A 25,683-nucleotide genomic window follows, 5' to 3' on the forward strand; every position below is an offset into this window, starting at 1 on the left:
TCTGTATCGGCCCAATAAATACCTGTTGTCCAAGGAACATACATCGAGATGTTAGAGAAACTATTTAAATTAAAGGCGCATGGTACGGATCTGCGCACTGAAGTTATTGCTGGGATTACTACCTTTTTAACAATGGCTTACATTATCTTTGTAAACCCAAGCATGTTAGCGGCCACTGGGATGGATCAAGGAGCGGTATTTGTCGCGACTTGTTTAGCGGCCGCAATTGGTTGCTTTATTATGGGCTTGTATGCCAATTATCCGATTGCTCAAGCGCCGGGAATGGGCTTGAATGCCTTTTTCACCTACGGGGTGGTTCTTGGTATGGGACACACTTGGCAAGTTGCCTTGGGTGCGGTATTTCTCTCGGGTTGTATTTTCACTTGTTTGAGCTTATTTAAAGTTCGTGAATGGATCATTAACTCGATCCCACAAACACTGCGGGTTGGTATTGCCGCGGGTATTGGTTTGTTCCTCGGTTTTATTGCCTTACAAAATGCCGGCATCGTGGTGGATAACTCAGCCACTTTGATCAGTTTAGGTCACCAAAACCCGCATCAGATGATCTTAGCGGCTTTAGGTTTCTTCCTGATTATTGGCTTAGAATACCGCAAGGTTAAAGGTGGTGTACTTATCTCCATTTTGGCGATTACCGCTTTATCTATTGTACTGGGTTATAGCCAGTATCATGGTGTGATGTCGATGCCACCGAATCCAGCACCTACTTTCTTACAACTGGATATTGCGGGCGCCTTCGATATATCGATGCTCAGTGTTATTTTTGCATTTTTGTTTGTGGACTTGTTTGATACAGCTGGAACCCTTACCGCGGTTGCGCAGCGTGGCAACTTATTGGATGAACACGGTCACTTACCTAATTTGAAAAAAGCGTTGTTGGCCGATTCAACGGCCACTGTAACCGGGTCACTATTGGGAACGTCAAGCACCACATCTTACGTTGAAAGTGGAGCGGGTGTTGAAGTTGGCGGACGCACTGGTCTTACTGCTGTGGTTGTGGGGATCTTATTTGTATTGGCATTGCTGTTCTCTCCTCTGGCCGGGATGATTCCTGCCTATGCCACTGCTGGTGCCTTGTTCTATGTTTGTATCTTGATGCTATCGGGTCTCGTCAATGTTGATTGGACTGATTTGACCGAGGCTGCACCCGCTGCAATTGTGGCAATCTTGATGCCCTTGTCCTTCTCGATTGCCGATGGTATAGCGGTTGGTTTTATTTCTTACGCAGTGATTAAATTACTGGCTGGACGCCATAAAGAAGTTCCCCTTAGCGTATGGGTTCTGGCGCTAGTATTCTTGCTAAAGTTTGCATTTTTCTAGTCATTTTGTATTTTTTATAAAAAGCCATCACAACGTGATGGCTTTTTTTTATGTTATATTTTCTTCATTAATCAATATTTAGGCCTGCGAATGTGAAAGAGAATCTCTCTGAAGTGCTGTTTAAACCACGGATCAATGTGCTCGAAACATCGGCAATTTCTAATACTTTGGCGAAGGATTCTACAGCGGAAGGACAACAAGAAGGACGTAACTGGTATCGTTTGTTACGTCGTGAATATTGGGCTTGGTTAGGTTTAGACCCGATTGAAACCGAACGCTTATTTGCCGACATAGCGATAAGTGATAAACCTCGTACCAGTGCATTACTCGATACGGTGGGGGGCTATCAACCAGGAAATTGGAATTTTGAGTGGATGCAACGTGCCGTGCGTCATCAAACGGAAGCCAAGAAAGCCGAGCAAGGTGGTGATAAATCATTAGCTTACCAGCAGTTTTTAAATGCTAGCTATAGCGCGACGATTGCCGCTTATCCACATTTTAAAGGGGATGATCTGGCCACTTCGGCTCAAGCTTTAGCTTACAATAACTTTGCTTCGGCGATGCAACAAAGTGAATATGTTTGCAAGACCATGCAGATTCCCATCGAAGGTAAGAAAGTCGCCTGTTATCTGCATCTGCCCGATACCGATTCGATAAAACCGGTGGTATTAGTTAGTGGTGGACTTGATACTATACAAACTGAGCTCTATCCCATATTTGAACGGTTTTTAGCGCCTGCAGGTATTGCGATGTTAAGTATAGATTTACCCGGCGCTGGTTTCTGTTCACCGTGGCGCTTACAGCAAGATAGTAGCCGAATTCATCTGGCTGTATTGGACTACTTGCCAGAAATTCCTTGGGTGGATCAAGATAGAGTGGGGATCTTGGGTTATCGTTTTGCTGGAAATGTTGCGGCGCGTTTGGCTTTTCTTGCTAGTAACCGCCTAAGAGCTGTGGTCACGATTGGTGCGCCAGTCGACCGACTATTTACCGATGTCACCCGTTTTCAGTCGATGCCGCAAATGTATCGAGATTGTTTAGCGAACCGCAGTGGTGGTAACTCGGCGAATCGCGATAACTTATTCTATCGTTGTCTGCCTTTGTCACTGAAGACCCAAGGAATTTTAGGTGGCGCTAGAACCAAACTGCCGATGTATATTGTTGGACGAGAGAACGACCCAATCTCACCGCAAGCAGATATTACGCTGCTCGGTGCTGCCTCTCAAAGCAGTCAGGTTAGTATGATGAAAGAGCATGATTACTTACAAAATTACAATCAAATCTTTACGGAGGTCACGCAATGGTTACAAAAGCATTTGTGACTTCATTATGTTGTGGTCATTATGGTAAGGTAATAATTTAGACAATAATCACTATGGAGAGATTAAGCGCATGGAAGTGACTTGGCCAAGCCATGGAAAGTTAAGCTCAACATTTACGGCTATGGGTCCTTATTATCGGAAGGAACATAGCGTAAAGGAACAGTATTTTTTTGATTGCCTAGCCTCATGTGTTAGCGCTAAGCCAGCAGCTGAAGAACGAGAGTTTTTTGGTTGGTGGCTGGAGTTGCGGCTGGTTGATAGTGGCTTTGAATATCATTATTGGTATGGTCTCTACGACAAACAAGGTGAATGGCAAGAAATGTCGATCCCGCAAAAAAATCTGCAAGAGGTGCAACAGTCTTTAGACGTTTTCTACCAAAAATTAGTTACCCAACTGGACAAATTTAGTATCACCCTGAGTGCTGCTCCTTCCTTATCCCCGAACTTGACTCTCCCGGCAGCTTAAACGAGAAAGTTATATAAAATTGGCGCACAGAGTCTGTGCGTCAGGTTTTTATCAGGTAGAATACAAGCTTTGCGTTTTACCCGAGTTGGGATCATTAATTACCATGTCGAAGCAAACTATTGTTGTTAAGTTGGGGACCAGTGTGCTTACTGGTGGCACTGCTAAACTCGATCGAGCCCATATGATAGAGCTGGTTCGTCAGTTTTCCCTGTTACGCAAGGCTGGTCATCAGCTTATCGTTGTCACCTCCGGTGCGATAGCCGCAGGACGCGAGCATCTATCGTTGACCCATTCTAATATCGCACCAACTATCGCCAATAAACAAATGTTAGCGGCAGTTGGTCAGACCCGTCTGATTCAAGTGTGGGAAAGTTTATTCAGTATTTACGGCCTGCATGTCGGACAAATGCTGCTAACACGTGCCGATTTAGAAGATCGGGAGCGCTTTCTCAATGCGAAGGATATGCTGAAGGCTTTATTAGCGCATGGTATTGTGCCCATTATTAATGAAAATGATGCGGTTGCCACAGCCGAAATCAAGGTCGGTGATAACGATAACCTCTCGGCCTTGGCGGCAATCCTCGGCGAAGCCAATAAATTGCTGCTGTTGACGGATCAACCCGGTTTATTTACTGCAGACCCTCGTAATAATCCTCAGGCAAAATTGATCGAAGAAGTCCACGAAATTGATGCTTCAATTCGCGCCCTCGCTGGCGATAGCATCAGTGGTTTGGGCACTGGTGGTATGACGACTAAGTTACAAGCGGCGGAAATTGCTGGTCGTGCAGGCATTGAAGTGGTGATTGCTGCCGGGCATAGTGAAAATGTGATCACCCGGATGAGTAAAGGGGAGAGTGTTGGCACCCGATTCTTGGCAATATCAACGCCCCTGGAGCATCGCAAACAGTGGATCTTGGCTGGACCGCCGCCCCATGGTGAGTTAGTGCTCGATGGAGGGGCATGTAAAGCCGTTGTCGAGCGAGGATCTAGTCTATTACCTAAAGGCATTATAATCGTTAAAGGCGAGTTTAACCGGGGCGATGTGATAAGTTTGGTGAATACAGACGGTTTAGAGATCGCGCGTGGTATCTGTCGTTATCAGGCAAAAGATATGCAACAAATAAAAGGCTTACATTCAGAGCAAATCGATAAGACTCTGGGTTATGGTTATGGGTCGGTGGCGGTTCACCGTGACGACCTAGTACTGAAATAGGATGAATAAATGAGTTTACAGCAATTAGGCCAGCGAGCTAAACAAGCGAGCTTTGAACTGGCGACATTAACGACTCGTCAAAAAAATCAGGCTCTGGCTGCTATTGCCAGCCAACTCGAAGCGCAGCAAGCCAGCATTTTAGCCGCCAACAATGTAGACCTAGAGGCCGCTCGTCAAGCAGGCTTGTCTGAGGCTCTACTGGATCGCTTAATGTTAAATAGCGAACGGTTAGCTGGGATCGCCAATGATGTTCGAAATGTGATTTCTTTAAATGATCCGGTGGGTAGCGAGATGGACTGCCGGGTTCTAGAAAATGGTTTACGTTTATCTCGTCGCCGGGTGCCACTGGGTGTGGTAGGGGTGATTTATGAAGCTCGGCCTAATGTGACCATCGATATTGCCGCCTTATGTTTAAAAACGGGGAACGCCAGTATTTTACGCGGTGGTAAAGAAACTTTTCACTCGAATATGGCCTTGGTTGCAGTGATCCAATCGGCCTTGCAACAAAGTGGCTTACCTGCTGCTGCGGTACAATATATTGAACAGCCAGACCGTGAATTAGTCGCCGAATTGCTTCGTTTAGATGAATATGTTGACATGATTATTCCGCGAGGTGGCGCAGGGCTTCATAAAATGTGCCAAGAGAATAGTACGATCCCAGTGATTATTGGTGGTTTTGGTATTAGTCATATTTACGTGGATAACAGCGTAGACTTGGCTGCGGCGATCAAGGTGATTGAAAACGCCAAAGTACAGCGCCCATCAGCATGTAATGCTTTAGATTCCTTATTGGTGGATCAGAATATTGCCGCGGAGTTATTGCCGCAATTAGCCGAGTGTATGAACCAATCTTCGGTGAAATTAGTGGCCACCGACAATGCCATGAGCGGATTGGCTGCGGCCAAGGATTTACAGTTAGCCAAGGCGGGTGATTTTGACACCGAATGGCTGAGTTATACCTTGGGCGTGAAGGTGGTCGCCAATGTGGATGAAGCTATCGCCCATATGCGAAAGCACAACGCGAGTCATTCAGATGCTATTTTATCGAACAATCTGCAGTCGGTAGAACGGTTTGTGAATGCTGCGGGTTCGGCGGCGGTGTATGTGAATGCTTCGACGCGATTCACCGATGGTGCTCAGTTTGGTTTAGGTGCTGAAGTTGCGGTATCCACCCAGAAACTACATGCACGTGGTCCGATGGGCTTGGAAGAACTGACCAGCTACAAGTGGGTCGGGATTGGCGATATGTTGGTCCGGCCTTAAATATGAGCAATTGAAGCTAGTCTGAGGGCTAGCTTATTTATTCAAGGGAAGTTCATGGCGCGTCACTTATGGTTAATTCGTCATGCCAAATCGAGTTGGCAACAGCCTTGGATAAACGATCGGGAACGTCCCTTGAGTGCTCGAGGAAGAGCCGCTGCGGCATTGATGGCATGTGACTATGCGTTGCCATTTGCTCGACTTGAATTGCTGCAATGCTCACCAGCGATCCGCGCTCAACAAAGCTGTGAATATTGGTTAACCCAACGTCAGTTGCACTGTGACCGGTATATCGAAATCGACCTGCATGTCACAATTGAGGCAAGTTTATATACCAGTCGCTGGGCGGATCTACTGTTACATATCCAAGCTTTCGCCGATCGTTACCATCATGTTGCGCTGATTGGGCATAATCCGGCTTTGGAACAGTTGCTGGAATACCTAACGGCGCAACAGTTGCCTAAATTTCCGACGGCGAGTCTTGCTATCCTAGAGTGTAATGTCAGCGCTTGGTCCGAATTGACAGAAGGTAGTGCTAACCTGGTGCTGTTTGATACCCCCAAACGTCGGCTCGCGGCAAAGCCTTGAACCCTTATACCAACGAATTGATTTGTATTTATAGGCGATGAGCTGAGGGGTTTGAAACAAGCGTGCAATGAGCACAGGGATAAACAGCGCCTGACTTATCCCTAGATGTGATCAATTCGCTTATTTCTCAAATAGAGCTGCAACCTTGTAGTCCGAATGGAAGCTAATTTCACTAAAGGCCGTCCAAGTTCTGGCTACGTTTGTTCCAAAGCCTATAATTCGAGCATATTTGGCAGTAATGGGCGTAAAATTATAACGTTCAAAATCTTTGACCTTACCACTGGTCCAGGTTTTAAAGATACGTCGCCATTTTTTACCATCCATGGAGGTTTCCAAAGCAAATTTTTGTTTACGTTCATTCCCCTTATAAATCATGACATCTACCGAGTTTATCTCCTGAGGAACGTTGAATTCAAAATCTATCCATGATTCGCCTTTGTTTGCCCAGCGGGTTTTGTTGTTTCCGTCGATAACATTAGTTGCGATATGATTTTGGTCATGACTATTCGCAGTCACCTTCACCACATAGTAATTTGCAAGGCTTGAACCAGAGAATGCCAGCAAGGCGCCTAGAACCATCACATTGACTATTTTCTTCATTCCTTTATTCCAAATAAGTACATTTTTCAAGGCCGGGTACGATTTTTGTTCAAGTTGACTCGATAAAGGGTCAACATTAAACAATGTTCTCTCCTGCGCTGTATTACCTTGCAAATATTTGTTTAGGCTGGTTTGATTAAGCCTATTTTTATTATGATTTGTTTATCAAAGGAGCGACAAGGCGCTCAAGTGAGGCCGATGTTTGGCTTCATTCTTAATGATACTGGTCTCAGTGTTGCGTATGAAAGCTGCTGAAGCCTGCGCCAAGTTAAGATTTGGCGCAGGCCTTACGGTTAAGTGTTTAGACTATTTTGTAAACTCAACAGCAGCTGAATCATCGGATTGGAAACGGATATCATAAAAGGCGGTCCAGCTCTGGGATACATCGGTACCAAAACCATTGATCCGTGCAAATTTAGCTGTCACTGGTGCGAAATTATAGCGTTCGTAATCTCGGGTGGTTCCGCTACTTACCGCTTCAAAAACTTTCTGCCAGTTTTGACCATCGCTTGATACTTCTAAGTTAAAACTGGCTTTTCGTTCATCTCCTTTGAAGACTGATAGGTCTAGCTTTGAGAGTTTTTGCTCACCTGCGAATTCAAATTGGATCCACGATTCGCCTTTATTTGCCCAGCGAGTTTTTTTGCTGGAATCAAGTACGTTTTTCGCAACGTGGGCTTTATCGTGGCTATTGGCCTTCACATCGACAATTTCTAGATTAGCAAAGGCTGAGCTTGAGCATAGTAGGGCACTAATTAGTAAAAATGTTTTTTTCATTTCGATCTCCATATGTTAGTTATATTTTTTTATTGTAAATCTCTCGTTTATCGTAAGTGCTAGATTTTCCTAAATATTCACCGTGAATATAACCACCCTCAGAAATAAACTCTGGGATTTGCTGCGGTTGTCCTTTTAAAGTTGCATCTAAGGCCACTAACGCTAGCGGCTCTAGTGCATCAATTCTGGCATTAAGCAAAGCGTGATGATTTAGGAAGTATCCACGAATAAAGCGATGTTTAAGAATGTTGTTGCCAATCGCTCGCGCCAATTCGAGATATTGCTGGTCAGAGGATATCTTGTACATTTCGAGGGCACTGAAAATACCGCTAGGATCTTGATTATTAAGGTTTAAGTTTAATTGGCTCGGTTTTGTTTTTGGTTCGCCAATATCTCCCCATCCAAGATGTTTTGTCATGTTGCGTGCTAGGGCCCATAACGCTTGGTCGCCAGATAAACGATAAGCCTTTAATAAGGGAAATAAATACTTTTCACTGTCGATGACTTGAGCTTGAAATATACGGCCTTTTTTTCCGTAGTAACCGTCGCGTACTAATGGGATCCCCGTGATATCAGTACCATCATTGAATACCGCTTTAAATTGGCCTCTTTCGGCATCGTAAGCCACTCGATAAAAACCTTTTAAGTCTTTCACCGCCCAGCTTAAGATTTCGCTGTCTTGATGTTTTTCGGCAATGTAAAGCTTGACCAAGGCACTGCTGATGGCTATCGAATTAGCATTGCCTCTGAACAAGACATTGCCTTCTTTGGCTATCGCACCATATTCAGGACCAAACTGGCGTTGGGCACGGTCACCATATTTAGAATTGGTGTCATTATCGGATGGGGGAGATGATTCTCGTTGGCGCGGTGATGTAAATTGATAAACTGGGGCTCCAGTTTTTGGGTTACTGGCGAGTTCATATTGTTTTAGTAAAAATTTAGCCCAGTGATTGGCACCTTCAGCAATCTTCGGTTCGGCTAACTCTGTCAGTTTATAGGCCGCGTAGATAAGGTCTGAGCCGGCATTGATAAAGCTTAGACCTTTACTGAGAGGTAACTCGGGCAGTTTTGATGGTTCGACAATATCATCGGATAGCTTGCGTTGAAAAACTTTATCATTATAAGATTTTGAATATCGACCATGACGCCCCATATCCATCCTCTTCCAATTATCTAGGTGAGCGTTCCAAAAAGCTTTTATATATTTTTCAGTTGCCTTCGCATCCACTTGATGCAGAAAACTATAATAAGGAAAGTGATTTTTTAATTCATGAACTTGGTTTTTATTCTGAGGGCCTTCTAATTCCAAGCTATCCAGATTAATAAAACGATGACCTCCCCAAAAGAATAATCCATTTTCATGACTATAATTTTCTAGAAAATATCGCGCAGTTTTTTCTGCGGCTTGGTGGTACTTATCATCGCCAGTCACTAGGCTGAGACCATTTAAAGTTCGCATGAAGTTTTGTTGGCTCGCAAAGTTTGAAATAGTCACACGGTGTTTATCTGGGTAGATCCATTCGACTGGTTTTCGAGTGATGGTGTTCACGCCATCGGCGAGCAGTGGACTGCGATTTGAATGACTTCTTGCTTCGGTTAATACGTTATTCACATAGCTCTTCACCGCCTCTAAACGGCGTGCATCTTGATTGTTATATTGAGTACCAGCTTGCGCAATAAGAGGTAGTAAAAGCGATAAAACGGTGAGCGTTCGCATATTCGCGGTTTAATTACCAAGTCATGAGTTGTTCCTAGATTAATAACGTATTCAATTTTTTGTCAATTTATTTAAATTAATTGAACCGTTATTTCAACCATTGATCACAATCGTGTTAGTGAATGAAATATATCGATTATCTATTTGATGGTTTTGTCGGTTTAAACTGCCCTTGAATGAACGGGATTTACCAAGCTAAGATTACCGAGCATTTTGGGGAAGGGGTCGGAGCTTGCGGTTAAATGTGGCAGCGCGAGCTAGGGTAGTTATTGGTTGCAAGCATGTGGGATCCGGAGAGTATGACTCTCCGGGGGAATCTAGTGGTGACTATTTAACTTCGATGCCTTTCGCTTGTAGGTCAGCATGGTAGCTAGAACGTACCAGAGGACCACAGGCCGCATGAGTAAAGCCCATTGCCTCAGCTTGTTTGCGAAGCTCGTCAAACTCTTCTGGTGGCACATAGCGGGCTACGGGCAAGTGATGTCGACTTGGTTGCAAGTATTGTCCCAGTGTGAGCATGGTGACGCCATGGTCACGTAAATCTTGCATTACTTGCAGAATTTCTTCATTGGTTTCACCCAAACCCATCATTAACCCGGATTTGGTGGGGATATTCGGATGAAGCTCTTTAAAGCGTTTTAGCAAGGTTAATGACCACTGATAATCTGAGCCAGGGCGAACCTGTTTATATAGGCCTGGCGCCGTTTCTAGATTGTGGTTAAACACATCCGGGGGATTGCCATCTAAAATTTCTAGAGCCTTATCCATACGGCCTTTAAAATCAGGGACTAAAGTTTCAATCTGAATCTTTGGACTACGGCTGCGAATTTCTTTCACACATTCGGCAAAGTGGCCCGCGCCGCCATCCCGTAAGTCGTCGCGATCAACTGAAGTAATCACCACATAGCGAAGTTTCATATCGGCGATGGTCGCAGCTAATTTTACTGGTTCTTCTTGATCTAAAGCCAGTGGTTTTCCATGACCAACATCGCAGAAAGGACAGCGACGAGTACAGATGTCACCCATGATCATGAACGTAGCCGTGCCATGGTTAAAGCATTCGGCTAGGTTAGGACAGGAAGCCTCTTCACATACCGAGTGCAAGTCATGCTTGCGCATTGCACTTTTAATTTCATTGATTCGGGTACTATCTGAAGGTAATTTAATACGCATCCAGTCCGGCTTGCGTAACATGGTTTCCTTCTCTGAAGGGATCACTTTTACCGGAATAAATGCCATTTTGTCGGCATCACGAAGTTTTACTCCGGCTTCCAATCGCACTTTTTTTGCACTCATAATGGGAGCTGTCCTCGTTGATATTCTATTTGGCTATAGCCAAGTTGTTGTGCCAAAATCTCGGTGATTTTCTCAGCCACTTGCTCGACACTGGCTGAGTGTTGAAAATCGGCAATCTGGGTCATCTCCAATCCAGCGTAACCGCAGGGGTTAATCAGTAAAAATGGACTTAAATCCATATTTACATTCAGCGCTAGGCCATGAAATGAACAACCTCGACGGATCCGCAGACCCAAAGACGCGATTTTTTTCTGTTGAACATAGACCCCAGGGGCCTCTTTCTTGGCATAAGCTTCGATTTGATAACTAGCCAAGGTTTCGATGATACTTTGTTCTATCGCGGTAACTAATTGGCGTACACCAAGTTTACGACGACGAATATTCAGCAAGGGGTAAGCAACTAATTGACCCGGCCCATGGTAGGTCACTTGTCCACCGCGATCCGCTTGAATGACTGGAATGTCACTCTTTGCTAAAAGGTGTTCGGGTTTTCCGGTTTGGCCTTGAGTAAACACTGGCTCATGCTCTACCAGCCACAGCTGATCAAGCGAGTCTTCAGTACGTTGCTCGGTGAAATCTTTCATGGCTTGGAAAACCGTTTGGTAATCCTGCTGGCCTAAATGGCGAACCTGTAATATTTGCTGATTGGACATTTATAATACGTGTCGAACGTCTTCTATGGCACCAATTTCGGTGTAAAGGCTTTCAATATGAAACTTACTCGTGACTTTTACCACTAAGGTAATGGATTTGTAGTTTCCCTTGCTACTTGGACGAGTTCGCGGGCTATAGTCACCAGGCGCTAAGTTCTGAATCACACTAAGCACTTCATCTTCTAATGTGTGGCTATTCACTCCCATGATTTTAAAGGTAAAATCGCAGGGAAAATCAAGATATTCATCAAATTTGGTTTGCATAACTGACCTAAGGATACCGTTCTAGATGCTTTCAAGAAGCGAACTTAAAATAAAAACGCGTTATTCTAACGCGTTTTTATGATGTTTGCCTAAAATTTCCGTATCGCTTTATCTTCTATCAAGCTAGTCCTTCGCTTGTATGATTAAAATAGTGAAGCAAAAAATAGTTTGATGTAGTCAACTAGGCGTTTAAACAGACCGCCCTGTTCTACGTCTTGCAATACCACTAAGGGGTATTCGGCGACATCTTTACCATCGACTTGGAAAAATACTGACCCAACTTTTTGCCCTTTTGTTAAGGGTGCTTTGAGTTCTTCTTTTAGTTCAAAACTTGCTTGTAGTTTGCTCGCCTGACCCCGTGGTAGCGTTAATGCTATATTTTGGTCAACCCCCAAAGAAACACTGTCTTGGTCTGCCATCCATACGGTTTGTTCTACAAAACTATCACCCGCTTGGTAAGGTTTGACCGTTTCGAAGAAGCGGAATCCCCAATTGAGTAACTTTTTACTTTCGGCGGCTCTGGCTTTTGCTGAATTAGTTCCCATTACAACCGAGACTAAGCGCATGCCGTTATTGGTTGCTGAAGAGACTAAGCTATAGCCTGCGTGCGAAGTATGGCCAGTTTTCATACCATCAACGTTAATACTCTTGTCCCAGAGGAGGGTATTGCGGTTATGTTGGGTAATGCCGTTGTAGGTAAAAGATTTTTCTTTATAAATTGCATACTCATCCGGCGTATCACGGATTACCGCGCTGGCAAGGATCGCAATATCTTTTGCGGTAGAGTATTGCTCGGTGTTATCTAGGCCATGGCTGTTGACGTAGTGAGTATTTACCATACCTAGGTGAGCGGCCCAAGAATTCATCAGGCTGGCGAAAGAGTCTTCACTACCTGCAATATGCTCGGCCATTGCCACACAAGCATCGTTTCCAGATTGGATAATAATGCCTTTATTGAGGTCTGAGACTTTAACTTGTTTGCCGACTTCAATAAACATTTTGGAAGAGTCGGGGAAGTTTTTTGACCAAGCTTTTTCGCTGATGGTTACCATGCCATCCGGATCGAGTTTTCCAGATTTTATTTCTTTACCAATAATGTAACTGGTCATTATTTTCGTGAGGCTCGCTGGGGCGAGGCTTTTTTCCTCATTTTCGGCAGCGAGTACAGTGCCTGAGTCAAAGTCGACTAAATAATAAGCTTTTGCCGCAATGATAGGGGCATTTGGAATGACTTGTGGCGCAGCATCGGCAAGGCTCACATTGCTGACAATCAGAAGCGCGGAAGCGCAGCTAACACGCTGAAATACATTTTTAATCATGTTGGGCTCTTTGGCTTGTTAGTCAATTAACTTGGAAGGACATCACTATAACAAAACTTAAGCCTTGTTGGTAAGTTCCTACGCTAAATCCACTAGTTTGCTTTTAGATGAATAATATAGGCGTCTTTATATTGGCCTTGCTTAATTTGGGCTAAATTTTTCTCGGCGCTGAGGACATCCTGGTAAGGTCCAGCTCTAAGTTTTTGCCAACCATTTTCAGAAATTAATTGTGTGCTTACACCTTGGCCGTCGAGTTGACGTTGATGTTGTTCGATTTGTTGTTTGTTTTTACTGGCCAATAGTTGGATAAAATACAGAGCTTGATGGCTGCTTTGTGGTTCGGGGCTGGTTTTTTGATCATCGAAGCGAAGCAACTTGATTTTTACCTTGGCGGTACCCGCCTTGAGCATGTCTAGTTTGTAGGCTGCTGCGTAGGAGAGATCGATCATTCGCTGTTCATAAAAGGGGCCACGGTCATTGACCCGGACAATTACCGAGCGCTGGTTGCTTAAGTTGGTGACTTCCACGTAGCTTGGTAGAGGAAGATTTTTGTGGGCAGCGGAAAGACTGTACATATCGTAAATTTCACCATTAGAGGTGAGGTGCCCATGAAATTTTTTACCATACCAAGATGCTAGACCGGTGTCTTCATATTGTTCAATATCCTGCCAAACCTGATAGTTTTTCCCACGTACTCGATAGTCTCGATTACCTTGGCGGCTATAAGGCTCAAACCGCGGCACAGGGTTTTCCAAGTGGGCAAGCTCAGGTGCCTTATCTGGGGCCTTATCTTGACTGATCCCATAACGTTGGTCGCTTGGAGATGAGCTACAAGCCGTAAGAAGGCTCAATAGACCAAGGCTTAAGCAAAGCTTAATCATCGTGTGATTAATTCGCATCAAGTTGCGCCTTTGCTTGTTTGAGTTGTTGGCTAAATTGATAGACCGCCATGGCATAGAGGGGACTACGGTTATAACGAGTGATGACATAAAAATTGTGTTCCGCGAGCCAATAGCTATAACCATTAGTTTCTTCTAATTGTAGCAACTTAACCATTTTATCTGCGCTTAAGTCGTCGTCACTAGCAATGCCAGCTTGGGAGAGTTGTTGCCAAGTATGTATTAATTTTAATTCTTCACTTAACCACGGTTTGGCTTGGGCTGCACTCGCTGTCGCGGGATGGACCACGGGTTGGTTAATTTTCCAGTGATGTTGGCTAAAGTAATTAGCGACGCTGCCAATTGCATCGATGGGATTGTTGAGCATGTCGATACGCCCGTCTTGGTCGAAGTCGACCCCATAATACAAGTAGCTTGAGGGAATGAATTGTCCGAATCCCATTGCGCCAGCATAAGAGCCTTTAATCTCATCTAAGCCCCAGCCTTGTTGTTCCGCCAATTTGATAAAATAGCCAAACTCTTTGCTGAAAAATTGGCCTCGTTTGGGGTAATGAAAGCCAAGCGTATACAGCGCATCGAGCACTGAATAAGTACCTTTATGGCGACCGTAATAGGTTTCCACGCCAATGATCGCAACGATGATTTCTGCGGGGACTTGAAACGTTTGCTCTGCTTTAGCTAAACTTTTTTGATGTTGTTGCCAAAATGCTAGGCCAGCATCTAAACGCTCCTTAGTAAGGAACAAATCACGGTATTGGTACCAAGGTTTTGCTTCCCAAGGGCGTCTGATAGCATCGATAACCGCTTGCTGAAATTGGGCTTGTTTAGTGGCTTGTTGTAAATCTTTTAAGGGAATGTTTAATTCCTGACTTAAGCTGGTTAGCCGTTGCTGTTGATTCGCTGCAAAGGCAGAACTGATTCCCAATTGACAAATAATAAGCAGCAAATAACACCAACGCATAATAATCCTTATTGGGCATAAAGCCGTTTATGGGTATGAACAGACATTAGAATGCCAAAACCAGCCATTAGAGTCACGATAGAAGTACCGCCATAGCTGACTAAAGGTAGTGGAACCCCAACAACAGGTAGTAAACCGCTGACCATACCAATATTGACAAATATGTAAACAAAGAAAGTAAGAATAATACTGCCCGCGAGTAAGCGACCAAAAGCGGTTTGCGCTTGGCTTGCGATATATAGTCCCCGGCCGATGACGTAAAAATATAGGCAAAGTAATAACATTACGCCAATAAAGCCAAATTCTTCGGCGTATACGGCAAAAATAAAGTCGGTGTGTCGCTCGGGTAAAAAATCTAACTGGGATTGGGTGCCTTGCAGCCAGCCTTTGCCAGAGAAACCTCCGGAGCCGATGGCAATCTTGGATTGGATGATATGATAACCAGCCCCTAAAGGGTCACTTTCGGGGTTGAGTAGGGTTAATACCCGTTGGCGTTGATAATCATGCATTAAGAAAAACCACAATAGTGGTATAAAGGCGGCAATTATACCAGCGGCTGCGATGACTAGACGCCAACTCATGCCTGCTAAAAACAGAGCGAATACGCCAGATGTCGCCACCAATAGCGAGGTGCCCAAATCTGGTTGTTTAGCAATTAATAAGGTGGGGGCTACCGCGAGCGCAGTTCCGATAAATAAGTGTTTTAAACTCGGCGGTAGAGAGTGTTGACTAATGTAGCGTGCCACCATCAATGGTACTGCCAATTTCATGATTTCTGAAGGTTGAAAGCGAACCACACCTAAATCGAGCCAGCGTTGCGCTCCTTTACCAACATCACCAACCAGCAATACCGCCAGTAGCATGAGTAGGCCACTGAAGTAAAATAAGGGGGTCCAACGCATATAAACATCGGGGGGAATTTGTGCCAACACAAACATCACCACCGCAGCTACTGCGAGGCGAATTAATTGGCGATTCAGCATGGCAACACTTTGGCCACTGGCACTGTATAGGACACATAGCCCTAAGCCTATGAGGGCGAGTAAACCGAGTAATAGTGGCCAATCTAAATGAAGCCGCCACCAAAGTGAGTTGTTTTGCTGTTGGCTAAAGCTCCCCATTATTGAACACTACCTTTTGTTTCAAAATAACTATCAAACATACTACGAGCGAGCGGTGCGGCATTACTACTGCCGCCACCGGCATTTTCGATGACCACAACGGTGACAACTTGGGGATCATCAAAAGGTGCAAAGGCGACAAACATGGCATTGTCGCGATGTTTTTCTTTAAGCTTATCCGCATCATATTCTTGGTCTTCGGCGATATTCACCACCTGTGCGGTTCCTGATTTCCCTGCCGCTTTATAGGCTGTGCCTTTGAATGCTCGGCGCCCAGTACCGTTACTTTTGTTAATTACACCATACATACCATCGAGTGCTATTTGCCAATTCTTTTGGTTTTTCAAGTCGATTGGCGGTTTAATTTGTGGCGGAAGGCCAATATGCGAGTGGCTGTCTCCAACACTTTTTAAGATCCTCGGAGAGATGATCTTGCCGCGATTGACTAAAATATTTGTTGCTTGCACGAGTTGTAAGGGGGTTGTGGTCCAGTAACCTTGGCCAATCCCTACCGAGATAGTATCGCCTTGCCACCAAGGTTGGCGATAGCGGGCTCGCTTCCATTCCCGACTCGGCATATTGCCTCGACTTTCCTCGTGGATATCGATGCCAGTATATTCACCAAAACCAAACTTACTCATATAGTTATGAATTTGGTCGATGCCTGTTTCGTAGGCTAGCATGTAGAAGTAGGTGTCAACACTTTGTTCGATAGCTTTGTATACATCGACCCAACCATGGCCCCAGCGCTTCCAGTCGCGGAAGCGACGTTTGGTATTCGGAATTTGAAACCAACCTGGATCCCAAATTCGTTGTTGTTCAGTAATCGTGCCTAATTCCAATCCCATCACCGCTAGCTCCGGTTTGACGGTGGATGCAGGAGGGTAAACCCCTTTGGTTGCGCGGTTAATCAGGGGGCGGTCAGTTGAATTGAGTAATTTGTTGTAGTTCTTGCTGCTAATTCCGTTGACAAATAAATTGGGATCGTAGCTTGGGCTAGAAATCATCGCCAGTACCCCACTGGTTTTTGTATCAAGTAAGATGATGGAGCCACGGCGTCCATCTAACAGGCTTTGAGCTCTTAATTGAAGACGAATATCGACATTGAGGTAGAGATCTTTGCCCGGTACCGGGGGGACAATCTTCATGGTGCGAATAATTCGTCCCCGGTTATTGACTTCGACTTCTTGATAGCCAACGTTTCCATGTAAGATTTCTTCATAATAACGTTCAATGCCCTGTTTACCGATGGTGCGAGTTGCATCATATTCGGCAAGTTTATTTTCTTTTTCTAAACGCTGTAAGTCTTTGACATTGATGCGTGCTACATAACCGAGCAGATGAGTCAGGCTATCGCCATAGGGATAATATCGAGTTAGGCTCGCTTCGATACTCGCGCCTGGAAATTTATGTTGTTGGGCACTAAACATCGCCACTTGTTGCTCGCTTAGCTGTGATTTTAGTACCACCGGCTTAAAGCGACGAGTATGTTGTTTAGTTTGGTAAAAACGTTCAACGTCAGTTTCGCTTAAGTTTAGCAACTGGCTGAGCTGCTGGATTAGTGTCTCGAGATCGTTCGCCTTCTCAGGAATAATTTCTATGCTGAAGTTGGGCCGATTTTCTGCCAGTAGAACCCCGTTTCGGTCATAAATTAAACCTCGGGGTGGGGCGAGCGGCAGAACCTTAATTCGATTATCATCCGAGCGGGTGGTATAGGTTTCATGCTGTTCAAATTGCAGATAGTAAAGGTTTGCTAAAAGCACACAAATGAGCAGAAAAATACCAACAATCGAGACCAAACTACGACGAATAAATAATCGTGATTCAGCCGAGTGATCTCGCATTGCGACGCGTTGTCTTGGCATATCTTAGTAACTATTCCCGATGGTAAGGATGGTTGGCGGTAATGCTCCAAGCGCGATAGAGCGTTTCAGCAACGATCACTCTTACCATAGGATGAGGCAACGTCAGCGCCGATAGAGACCAACGTTGTTCAGCGATATCGATGCAACTGGGCGCTAAGCCTTCGGGGCCACCAATTAATAGGCTGACATCTCTGCCATCCATTTTCCAGAGTTCCAATTGCTGTGCTAACTGAGGGGTCGTCCAAGGCTTACCCGTTACTTCCAGAGTCACCACGCGGTTGCCTTTGGGGATCACCGCAAGGGTGGCTTCCCCTTCTTTGTCGAGGATGCGTTTAATATCGGCATTTTTGCCGCGCTTTCCAGCATTGACTTCGACTAGCTCTAGCGGCATATCTTTAGGAAAGCGACGAGCATACTCTTGATAAGCGGTTTCTACCCAACTGGGCATTTTGGTGCCGACCGCCACTAGTTGGATCTTCATCCAGCTTTAGACTCTGCGTGGTTTGGTGCCCACAGTTTTTCTAGTTGATAAAAGTCTCGAGCGCTGTCTTGCATTATATGTAATACCACATCGCCTAAATCAACTAATACCCATTCAGATTCTGCCACACCTTCTAAGCCGATAACCTCAAATTCTGCGCGTCTAGATTCGGCAATCACATTATCAGCAATGGATTTCACATGACGTTTAGAATTACCACTACAGATGATCATCGTATCGGTCACACTGGAAAATTGGCTTACGTCTAGACTTTGAATATCTCGACCTTTCATATCTTCGATTTTATCGATCACAAAATCGATTAGCTTTTTGTTTTGCAACAAATCAACCCCAAATTTGAACTAAAAAGTGAGTATACCACGCTCGGTCAAGCTAGGTTAAGCGCCATAGAGCTTATGTTGCACAATATAATGAGCGACGGCGGGAGAAAGTTTCGTTTTAAGTTGCGCTAAGCTAGCCCCTTTAGAAAGCATCTGACGAATTTGGGTCGATGAAATTGCCATGGGTTCTAATTCACAAAAATAGACCTTACCTGCACGTTGTTGTGTAGGTTGTTGATTGAGTTGTTGTAGCTGCTGGCAGTGCTTAGGGGCTAACCACTGGGCCAGCGCTTCAGAAATGTTGAGGGGGTAGCCGGGGCGTGCGATGACCAGTAGATGAGCATGATCGCATAAATTTTGCCAATGATGCCAGCGATCGAGTTGATTAAATGAGTCTAGCCCCATGACAAAACCAATCGCGTTAGTGGGATATTCGGTGGCCAATTGCTGTAAGGTTTCGTTGGTATAAGAATGGCCGCCTCGATCAACTTCCCGCCAGTCTATATGTAACTTCGGGTGATTGATTAAGGCTAGCTCTAGCAGCTGCTTGCGTTGGGCTGCAGAGGCATGTTGGCGAGCTTTTAATGGTGATAAGGCATTTGGGAGTAGGGTTAAATCTAAAGCCTTGGTTTGCGTGAGTAGTTGCTCGGCACTGCGTAAATGGCCAAGGTGGATCGGATCAAAGGATCCGCCAAAAAATAATTTAAGCGGGCTCATGTTGTACTGACGCGAGTTCGAAAACTAAACGTTCTAATTGATGCCAAGCTTGCTCTCCAGCAAATTGTTTAATCGCTTGGTCGATGGCTGCAATTTGTAGCCTAGCTCGATTGATTTGCTGCGCGTTGTAACGTTTAGCAGCCTGACTGATTAAGCCTTGGCGCTTGTTCCATACCCCATGTTGTTTAAATAAACTTGAATGGTGGTTGCTTGGCTGTTGTTGCAATAGTGCTAAGAGTTTAAATTCTTTATCCAGCGCCCAGTTTATTAAGGTGGGTTCTTCGCCTTCTAGACGGAGCTGTTTGATGATCAGTAAACCGCGCTGAAACTCCCCAGCAAGTAAGGCATCTACTAGTTGAAAACTTGAAAAGTGATTGGCATGTGACAAGCCTGATTCAATCTCTTTTAAGCTGGGAAGTTGTGGCCCCCAACGCAGTGCGATATTAGAAACTGCTTGATTCAGAGCCAGTAAATTACCCTCGTAGTAATGCAACAAGAGGGCGATTAACTCATGATTTGGGCTTAAATGATGTTGTTGAAGGCGCTGCCGGATCCAAGCCTGTAATTGGCCCCCTTCCGGTGTATAAACCATCACCACTAAACCGTGTTTTTCCAGCTGTTGGTACCAAGCCTGTTTTTCACTGGTTTTGCTGAGTTTAGGCAGGCTGAGTAATAATCGCGTTTCTGGATTGACCAATTTGAGCACTTGCTCAAGTTGAGTTTGTGTGGATTTATCAGGAGCTTTATCGAGTTGCAGCTCTATCAGCCGATACTGACTAAACAGTGATAATTCAGACATTGCATCAACAATGCTGGGCCACTCAAAGTCGGTGTCTTGGGTGAATTTTATCCGTTCTTCTGCTAGCCCGTGTTGCTGTAGCTGCTGACGAATATAGTCGATGGCTTCGATTTTAATCAGTGGTTCTTCGCCCGCGACTAAGAAACAGTGAGTGCTCGCGATATCTTGCTGCACAAGCCGATCGGCGAAGATCCGCATGCTACCAGCTTACCGTCGCTAATTGACGCATGATTTGGTCGGCGGCCATTCCCCGTAACTCGGTGTATAGGAGCTCGCGCTCTCGTTGCTTGGCTAAAGCGGCTAAGGGGTTATCTTGGAAGTCTCGGTGTAATTGTACCGTTAGTGGGTAGTTGCCAACATCGGCAATCTGGAGGTAGCCAGCAACACGGTAACTCAGCTCATATTCGGCGACTTGTCCATTGGCAAATAATGACAAGGTTCGCTTATTTATTTCTTCACCACCAATATGAAGAGTGGGAATATCCTCTTGAGGGGAATCAATCACCTGAACATTGTTTTGTGCTAACTGACGTTTTAGCTCACGGATTAGGGGGCTAAATTCATCACTAGAAGACAAATAAACTTGGGTGAGTTTTTCATCGAGTAAATAGCTACCACGAGGGGCAAAGCCACAAGCGCTGAGTATACTTAGACTCAGGATTAGCAATCCATAGCGCAGGTTTTTAAGATTCATACTTGCTCGTATTTAAAATGGCGGAATCTGCTAACAGACTCCGCCTAAGGTTTAGTTGGCAACAATGTTGAGTAATTTACCAGCAACGTAAATTACTTTACGTACAGTTTTTCCATCAACAAATTTGCTTACATTTTCATCGCTCATGGCTAAGGCCTGAACGGTGTCTTGATTCGCGTCAGCGGCTACGGTGAGTTTAGCTCGTAGCTTGCCATTGACTTGAATGACGATGAGTTTACTATCTTCAACCATGGCGTCTTCGTCGGCAATAGGCCAATCCGCAGTATCAATCTCGCCCTGATTTCCCAAAAGTGTCCAAAGTTGGTCACAAATATGAGGGGTGATAGGCGATAGCATTAATACCACGGCGTTGATTGCTTCGCGGGTTACCGCACGAGTATTTGCATCAGACTGGTCAGCTTTCGTCAGTTTGTTCATCAATTCCATAATTGCAGCAATCGCTGTATTAAAGGTTTGACGACGGCCAACATCATCACTTACTTTGGCAATGGTTTTGTGTACTTCACGGCGTAGATCTTTTTGCTGGGTACTGAGGCTTGCCAGATTGACTGCGCCCGCTGTGCCTGCGTTAATATGTTCAAAGCTGAACTTCCAAATTCGACGCAAAAAGCGTAGCGAGCCTTCTACAGCACTATCTTGCCATTCAAGTGTTTGCTCTGCCGGAGCCGCAAACATCATGAACAAACGAACCGTATCAGCCCCGTATTTGTCTACCATCACTTGCGGGTCAATACCGTTATTTTTCGATTTCGACATCTTGCTCATACCAGCGTAAACCAAGACTTTTCCAGTGGCTGTTTTGGCGCTAGTAATTCGGCCTTTTTCGTCTTTTTCGGTAATTGCATCGACAGGCGAAACCCATACTTTGCCGCCTTTTTCGTCTTCATAGTAGAAGGCATCGGCAAGTACCATTCCTTGAGTTAATAAGCGTTTGAAAGGTTCGTCTGACTCGACTAAACCAGCATCGCGTAATAATTTGTGGAAGAAACGAGCATATAATAAGTGCAAGATGGCATGTTCGATCCCGCCGATATATTGATCGACTGGTAGCCAGTAGTTGGCTTGCTCGGGGTCGAGCATCACATCCTGATTATTGGCGCTACAGTAACGAGCGTAATACCAGCTGGATTCCATAAAGGTATCGAAGGTGTCGGTTTCATGGAAGGCTACTTGCCCTTCAAACTCAGTTTTTGCCCACTCCGGGTCGGCTTTGATTGGCGAGGTGACGCCATTCATCACTACGTCTTCTGGTAGCACAACTGGTAGTTGGTCTTCTGGGACGGGAACCACATCACCATTGGCAAGGTTAAGCATTGGAATGGGGGTACCCCAATAGCGCTGTCGGCTAACGCCCCAGTCTCGTAGGCGAAAGTTAACCTGTTTGCTCCCTTTGCCAATCGATTCAAGTTTGGCGGCTACCGCATCAAAAGCGGCCTTAAATTCTAAGCCGTCAAATTCACCAGAGTTGAACACCTCGCCTTTTTCGGTAAAGGCTTGCTCTGATAGGTCTAGTGCTGCATCGCTTGGTTTAATTACACCAACAATTTCTAAGCCGTAGGCTTGAGCAAATTCATAGTCTCGTTGGTCGTGGGCGGGAACCGCCATGACAGCTCCAGAGCCGTAACCCATTAATACAAAGTTAGCCACCCAAATTGGCACCAGCTTGCCAGTTAGCGGATGAACGGCATTTAGCCCGGTGGCCATGCCTTTCTTCTCCATCGTCGCCATATCGGCTTCGGCTACTTTGTTGTTTTTACATTCATCTATGAAAGTGGCTAAGTCTGGGTTGGTTTTTGCAGCTTCTAGGGCGAGTGGGTGCTGTGCTGCGATACCCACATAAGTGACCCCCATGACGGTGTCAGGGCGGGTCGTGTAAATTGAGAATTGTTGGTCGCTATTTTCTAAACCAAACTGCATTTCGACGCCTTCGGAGCGGCCGATCCAGTTTCGTTGCATGGTTTTAACTTGTTCTGGCCAGTCATCTAGCTGGTCTAAGTCATCTAATAGCTCTTGCGCATAAGCGGTGATCTTAATAAACCACTGCGGAATATCTTTTTGCTCAACTAAAGCTCCAGAGCGCCAGCCGCGACCGTCGATCACTTGTTCATTGGCGAGTACGGTTTGATCGACCGGGTCCCAATTCACGGTGGCCATTTTTTTGTAAACTAAACCTTTCTCATAAAGCTTGGTGAAAAACCACTGCTCCCAACGATAGTAATCTGGCTTACAAGTTGCCAGCTCGCGGTCCCAGTCGTAACCGAAGCCTAGCTGTTTTAGCTGAGTTTTCATGTACTCAATGTTTTCGTAAGTCCATTTAGCTGGTGCGGTATTGTTGTTAATCGCAGCGTTTTCGGCAGGTAAACCAAAAGCATCCCAACCCATTGGTTGCATCACATTTTTACCCTGCATGCGCTGGTAGCGTGATACGACATCACCAATGGTGTAGTTGCGCACGTGGCCCATGTGTAAACGACCACTTGGGTAGGGGAACATCGACAGACAATAAAATTTTTCTTTCCCTGGCTGTTCAACGACTTTAAACGTTTGTGCTTGCTCCCAGTGCTGTTGCACTTTGGTTTCAATTTCACGTGGATTGTATTGCTCTTGCATCTGTGGATTCTTCCAGAATGAACCAAAATTTGGACATGGTAGCATATGCTACCGTACTCGATCCGCATAGGATACCGAGTCCGCTTGCTGACAACAATAGCTAGGCCCTGTTTATCTTTGTGTTGAGGTTTGTTGTGCTTGGTTTTTTATCACAAATGAGTAGGGATTTTCTCGGAGATAAACGAAAGTCAGTTTTTGATAAAGCGCCATGGCATGCTGTCTACAGTCGATTGGTATTCCAGAATAAACTGTGTTTAGCGCACATTCATAGGTAAGCAAACAGGCTATGCTTAACTAAGAAGCTAATCTTAAGGAGTGGGTGGGTATGCCAAAACGAATTAAAGCCTATCAGGCCTTTGTTAAAGATTTAGAACAGCGTATTCAGCAAAGTGGCGAAGTGAGTCGTGAGGAGTTATCTAAACTCATTGATGCCACTCAAGAGTATTTGCATGCAGCGAGTGACTTAAGTAAGGATGAATGGCAGCTGATTGCTAACTACGTGCGACGAGACTTGAGTGACTGGCGGGATGACTATCGTCGCGCCTATGAGGAAAGTCCGTCGATGGAGATGCTTAAACAGAGTATTTGGTATTGGTTAGCCAAATTAAGTGACCCGAGCCAAGTGGAATGGCATGAGTTGCTTGGTGATCTGCAACATCAAGGTATTTACCAGCGTGGAGAGTTGATTGGTTTGGGGGTTCTTGAATGTGCTCAATGTGGTGAGCACACCGCCCTATGGCACCCCACCATTATCGATGCTTGTCCGAAATGCCAAGGGGAGCGTTTCTATCGCCACCCCATGAGCCATGTGGAGGATTAAGCTTTGACTGAGCGGCGTTTTAGCCAGTAGGGCAGAGCCGTGGCAAAACCGAATAGGATGAGCAAGGCGATTGGCCATAAACCCAAGCGTTGATAGGGCGTCGCGCCAGTAGCTGGCGTGACCGCACCGCTGAGAGTCAGCTGTTGATATTCTGGCGCTCGTTGTTGGATCTTGCCAAAGCGATTAATAATTGCAGTGACCCCGGTATTCGTTGACCGTAGCACTGGACGGCCAAATTCGAGAGCGCGCATGCGAGCAATTTCTAAATGCTGCTGAGGTCCAATGGAATGGCCAAACCAAGCGTCGTTACTCACTGTTACAATGGCATCCGTTGTATCGGTTAATTGTGGCCTGAGTAGCTCACCAAAGGCGATCTCATAACAAATGGCTGCAAGCCAGTGATGTCCTTTTACCTGTAAATTATTTTGGTTTTCTTCACCGCGGGCGAATGAAGACATTGGCAAATTAAAATATGGCGCGAGAGGTCTTAACAAATCCTCGAAGGGAACAAACTCGCCGATCGGTAATAAGTGATTCTTATAATAACGATTAGGGTTTTCGTAGTAGTAACTGGCGCTGGCAGCAACTTGCTCGGTTTGCTGCCCTAGGGTGATTAGCGCGTTGTAGTAGCGATTGCTTTGTAGGTCATGAGCGATGACGCCAGTGATCAATGCTTGTTGCCGCTGGAGTAATTGTCCATCTAAGTCATGCAGAAAGTCGATCACTTGATATTCGATGGCTGCAATCGCCGACTCTGGCCAAATAATCACATCGGCTTGTTCTATGTTTAGGGTTTGTTGTTGATACATGCTCAAGCTCTCAGCACGATTCTCGGGTAACCATTTGATGTCTAATGGTACGTCTCCTTGCACTAAAGCGACTTGAATTGGTGTCTGCGCGGTGGTCCAAGCGTGGCCTTGAAATAACCAGCCGACAAGTAGCGGAGTCGCGACTATAACAGCGGCTAGCCAGCGCATTTTTCCTTGAATGGTGATTAGCAGGGCACTCGCAGCAGCCAACAGCAAGACTAACCAAGTGACGCCGTATAAGCCAAATATTGGGGCGATGCTCGCCAATGGAGAGTCGATTTGGCTATAGCCAGGTTGTAACCAAGGAAAACCAGTGAGAACCCAACTTCTTAACCATTCGCTGAGTAGCCAGCAAGCGGGAAACCAAGCCAAGTAAAATACCCAACGGCGTTTTCCTCGCCATTGATTGGCTAAGTAGCAAGCGAGGGCGGGATAAAGCGCTAAATAACAGGTTAATAAGGCCATTAAACTGAGGCTGGCTATCAATGGCATTCCGCCAAATTCGGCCATGCTCACATGGACCCAGTGAACCCCGTAACCAAACCAGCCTAAACCATAACAGAAACCGAGCTTAAAACCGGAACGACTGGGCTTGAGTAGTCCTAATAAAGCCAGTAATGATAGTGGCATGAGTGGCCAATAACCATAGGGAGCAAAGGCAAAAGGGGCGATTAAACCACTGACTAAAGCGGCTAATAGACTTAGCCGCGGGCTTAACAATAAGGGCAT

At 45.4% G+C, this 25,683-nt stretch carries 25 protein-coding genes; 7 read left to right on the forward strand and 18 right to left on the reverse strand.

Features of this window, described 5'->3' with window-relative positions:
* The first annotated feature begins 48 nt into the window (after positions 1-48).
* From ACRRS0_RS07975 to ACRRS0_RS08000, 6 genes are all read left to right on the forward strand, one after another.
* Positions 49-1,338 carry an NCS2 family permease gene (locus tag ACRRS0_RS07975; protein WP_432453731.1) on the forward strand — a complete coding sequence of 430 codons (1,290 nt, stop codon included), beginning with the start codon at positions 49-51 and terminating at the stop codon, positions 1,336-1,338.
* 92 nt (positions 1,339-1,430) lie between these two features.
* Entirely contained in the window at positions 1,431-2,660 is a 1,230-nt protein-coding gene (locus ACRRS0_RS07980) for an alpha/beta hydrolase (RefSeq protein ID WP_432453730.1), read from the forward strand.
* A gap of 70 nt (positions 2,661-2,730) precedes the next feature.
* Positions 2,731-3,126, forward strand: a complete 396-nt coding sequence (gene crl, locus ACRRS0_RS07985) for a sigma factor-binding protein Crl (protein ID WP_432453729.1) — start codon at positions 2,731-2,733, stop codon at positions 3,124-3,126.
* Between the two features lie 103 nt (positions 3,127-3,229).
* Positions 3,230-4,339: a glutamate 5-kinase gene (gene proB / locus ACRRS0_RS07990; RefSeq protein ID WP_432453728.1), complete on the forward strand. Its 1,110-nt coding sequence runs from the start codon at positions 3,230-3,232 to the stop codon at positions 4,337-4,339.
* A 9-nt stretch (positions 4,340-4,348) separates the two neighbouring features.
* Complete coding sequence (locus ACRRS0_RS07995; protein ID WP_432453727.1) at positions 4,349-5,602, forward strand: glutamate-5-semialdehyde dehydrogenase; 1,254 nt, start codon at positions 4,349-4,351, stop codon at positions 5,600-5,602.
* A 54-nt stretch (positions 5,603-5,656) separates the two neighbouring features.
* Positions 5,657-6,187: a SixA phosphatase family protein gene (locus tag ACRRS0_RS08000; protein ID WP_432453726.1), complete on the forward strand. Its 531-nt coding sequence runs from the start codon at positions 5,657-5,659 to the stop codon at positions 6,185-6,187.
* 120 nt (positions 6,188-6,307) lie between these two features.
* Here the strand turns inward: ACRRS0_RS08000 and ACRRS0_RS08005 are convergent, their stop codons facing one another.
* The 17 genes from ACRRS0_RS08005 to leuS form a co-directional block, all read right to left on the reverse strand.
* Complete coding sequence (locus ACRRS0_RS08005; RefSeq protein WP_432453725.1) at positions 6,308-6,787, reverse strand: discoidin domain-containing protein; 480 nt, start codon at positions 6,785-6,787, stop codon at positions 6,308-6,310.
* Positions 6,788-7,093: 306 nt separating this feature from the next.
* Complete coding sequence (locus ACRRS0_RS08010; RefSeq protein WP_432453724.1) at positions 7,094-7,564, reverse strand: discoidin domain-containing protein; 471 nt, start codon at positions 7,562-7,564, stop codon at positions 7,094-7,096.
* Positions 7,565-7,583: 19 nt separating this feature from the next.
* On the reverse strand, positions 7,584-9,284 hold the full coding sequence (locus tag ACRRS0_RS08015) for a hypothetical protein (RefSeq protein ID WP_432453723.1): 1,701 nt from the start codon (positions 9,282-9,284) through the stop codon (positions 7,584-7,586).
* Between the two features lie 327 nt (positions 9,285-9,611).
* The gene (lipA, locus tag ACRRS0_RS08020; protein ID WP_432453722.1) at positions 9,612-10,580 is read right to left on the reverse strand and encodes a lipoyl synthase; all 969 of its coding nucleotides are present in this window, start codon (positions 10,578-10,580) and stop codon (positions 9,612-9,614) included.
* Positions 10,577-11,233, reverse strand: coding sequence for a lipoyl(octanoyl) transferase LipB (gene lipB, locus ACRRS0_RS08025; protein WP_432453721.1), 657 nt, complete (start codon positions 11,231-11,233; stop codon positions 10,577-10,579). The genes lipA and lipB overlap by 4 nt, the downstream gene beginning before the upstream one ends.
* Entirely contained in the window at positions 11,234-11,497 is a 264-nt protein-coding gene (gene ybeD, locus ACRRS0_RS08030; RefSeq protein WP_432453720.1) for a DUF493 family protein YbeD, read from the reverse strand. It lies immediately after the preceding gene.
* Positions 11,498-11,640: 143 nt separating this feature from the next.
* Positions 11,641-12,816, reverse strand: a complete 1,176-nt coding sequence (locus tag ACRRS0_RS08035) for a serine hydrolase (RefSeq protein WP_432453719.1) — start codon at positions 12,814-12,816, stop codon at positions 11,641-11,643.
* Positions 12,817-12,908: 92 nt separating this feature from the next.
* Positions 12,909-13,715 carry a septal ring lytic transglycosylase RlpA family protein gene (locus ACRRS0_RS08040; RefSeq protein ID WP_432453718.1) on the reverse strand — a complete coding sequence of 269 codons (807 nt, stop codon included), beginning with the start codon at positions 13,713-13,715 and terminating at the stop codon, positions 12,909-12,911.
* Positions 13,705-14,676: a lytic murein transglycosylase B gene (gene mltB / locus ACRRS0_RS08045; RefSeq protein WP_432453717.1), complete on the reverse strand. Its 972-nt coding sequence runs from the start codon at positions 14,674-14,676 to the stop codon at positions 13,705-13,707. Before mltB ends, ACRRS0_RS08040 begins: the two co-directional genes overlap by 11 nt.
* Before the next feature lie 8 nt (positions 14,677-14,684).
* Complete coding sequence (rodA, locus tag ACRRS0_RS08050) at positions 14,685-15,797, reverse strand: rod shape-determining protein RodA (RefSeq protein WP_432453716.1); 1,113 nt, start codon at positions 15,795-15,797, stop codon at positions 14,685-14,687.
* Positions 15,797-17,662, reverse strand: a complete 1,866-nt coding sequence (gene mrdA / locus ACRRS0_RS08055; protein WP_432453715.1) for a penicillin-binding protein 2 — start codon at positions 17,660-17,662, stop codon at positions 15,797-15,799. The genes rodA and mrdA overlap by 1 nt, the downstream gene beginning before the upstream one ends.
* Positions 17,663-17,672: 10 nt before the next feature.
* Positions 17,673-18,143 carry a 23S rRNA (pseudouridine(1915)-N(3))-methyltransferase RlmH gene (gene rlmH / locus ACRRS0_RS08060; RefSeq protein WP_432453714.1) on the reverse strand — a complete coding sequence of 157 codons (471 nt, stop codon included), beginning with the start codon at positions 18,141-18,143 and terminating at the stop codon, positions 17,673-17,675.
* Entirely contained in the window at positions 18,140-18,484 is a 345-nt protein-coding gene (rsfS, locus tag ACRRS0_RS08065; RefSeq protein WP_432453713.1) for a ribosome silencing factor, read from the reverse strand. Before rsfS ends, rlmH begins: the two co-directional genes overlap by 4 nt.
* 57 nt (positions 18,485-18,541) lie before the next feature.
* A complete protein-coding gene (gene nadD / locus ACRRS0_RS08070; protein WP_432453712.1) occupies positions 18,542-19,201 on the reverse strand; it encodes a nicotinate-nucleotide adenylyltransferase in 660 nt (219 codons plus the stop codon).
* Positions 19,188-20,198 (reverse strand): DNA polymerase III subunit delta, encoded by a 1,011-nt coding sequence (gene holA, locus ACRRS0_RS08075; protein WP_432453711.1) that lies wholly within the window; start codon positions 20,196-20,198, stop codon positions 19,188-19,190. Before holA ends, nadD begins: the two co-directional genes overlap by 14 nt.
* Before the next feature lies 1 nt (position 20,199).
* Positions 20,200-20,694, reverse strand: a complete 495-nt coding sequence (locus ACRRS0_RS08080; RefSeq protein ID WP_432453710.1) for an LPS assembly lipoprotein LptE — start codon at positions 20,692-20,694, stop codon at positions 20,200-20,202.
* Positions 20,695-20,745: 51 nt separating this feature from the next.
* On the reverse strand, positions 20,746-23,325 hold the full coding sequence (leuS, locus tag ACRRS0_RS08085) for a leucine--tRNA ligase (protein ID WP_432453709.1): 2,580 nt from the start codon (positions 23,323-23,325) through the stop codon (positions 20,746-20,748).
* 325 nt (positions 23,326-23,650) lie between these two features.
* Between leuS and ACRRS0_RS08090 the strand changes: the two genes are divergently transcribed.
* The gene (locus ACRRS0_RS08090; RefSeq protein ID WP_432453708.1) at positions 23,651-24,145 is read left to right on the forward strand and encodes a zinc ribbon-containing protein; all 495 of its coding nucleotides are present in this window, start codon (positions 23,651-23,653) and stop codon (positions 24,143-24,145) included.
* Here ACRRS0_RS08090 and lnt read toward each other — a convergent pair.
* Complete coding sequence (gene lnt, locus ACRRS0_RS08095; RefSeq protein ID WP_432453707.1) at positions 24,142-25,683, reverse strand: apolipoprotein N-acyltransferase; 1,542 nt, start codon at positions 25,681-25,683, stop codon at positions 24,142-24,144. The two genes, ACRRS0_RS08090 and lnt, sit on opposite strands and share 4 nt — an antisense overlap.

Source organism: Agarivorans sp. QJM3NY_29 (genome assembly GCF_050870835.2).
Lineage (GTDB): Bacteria > Pseudomonadota > Gammaproteobacteria > Enterobacterales > Celerinatantimonadaceae > Agarivorans.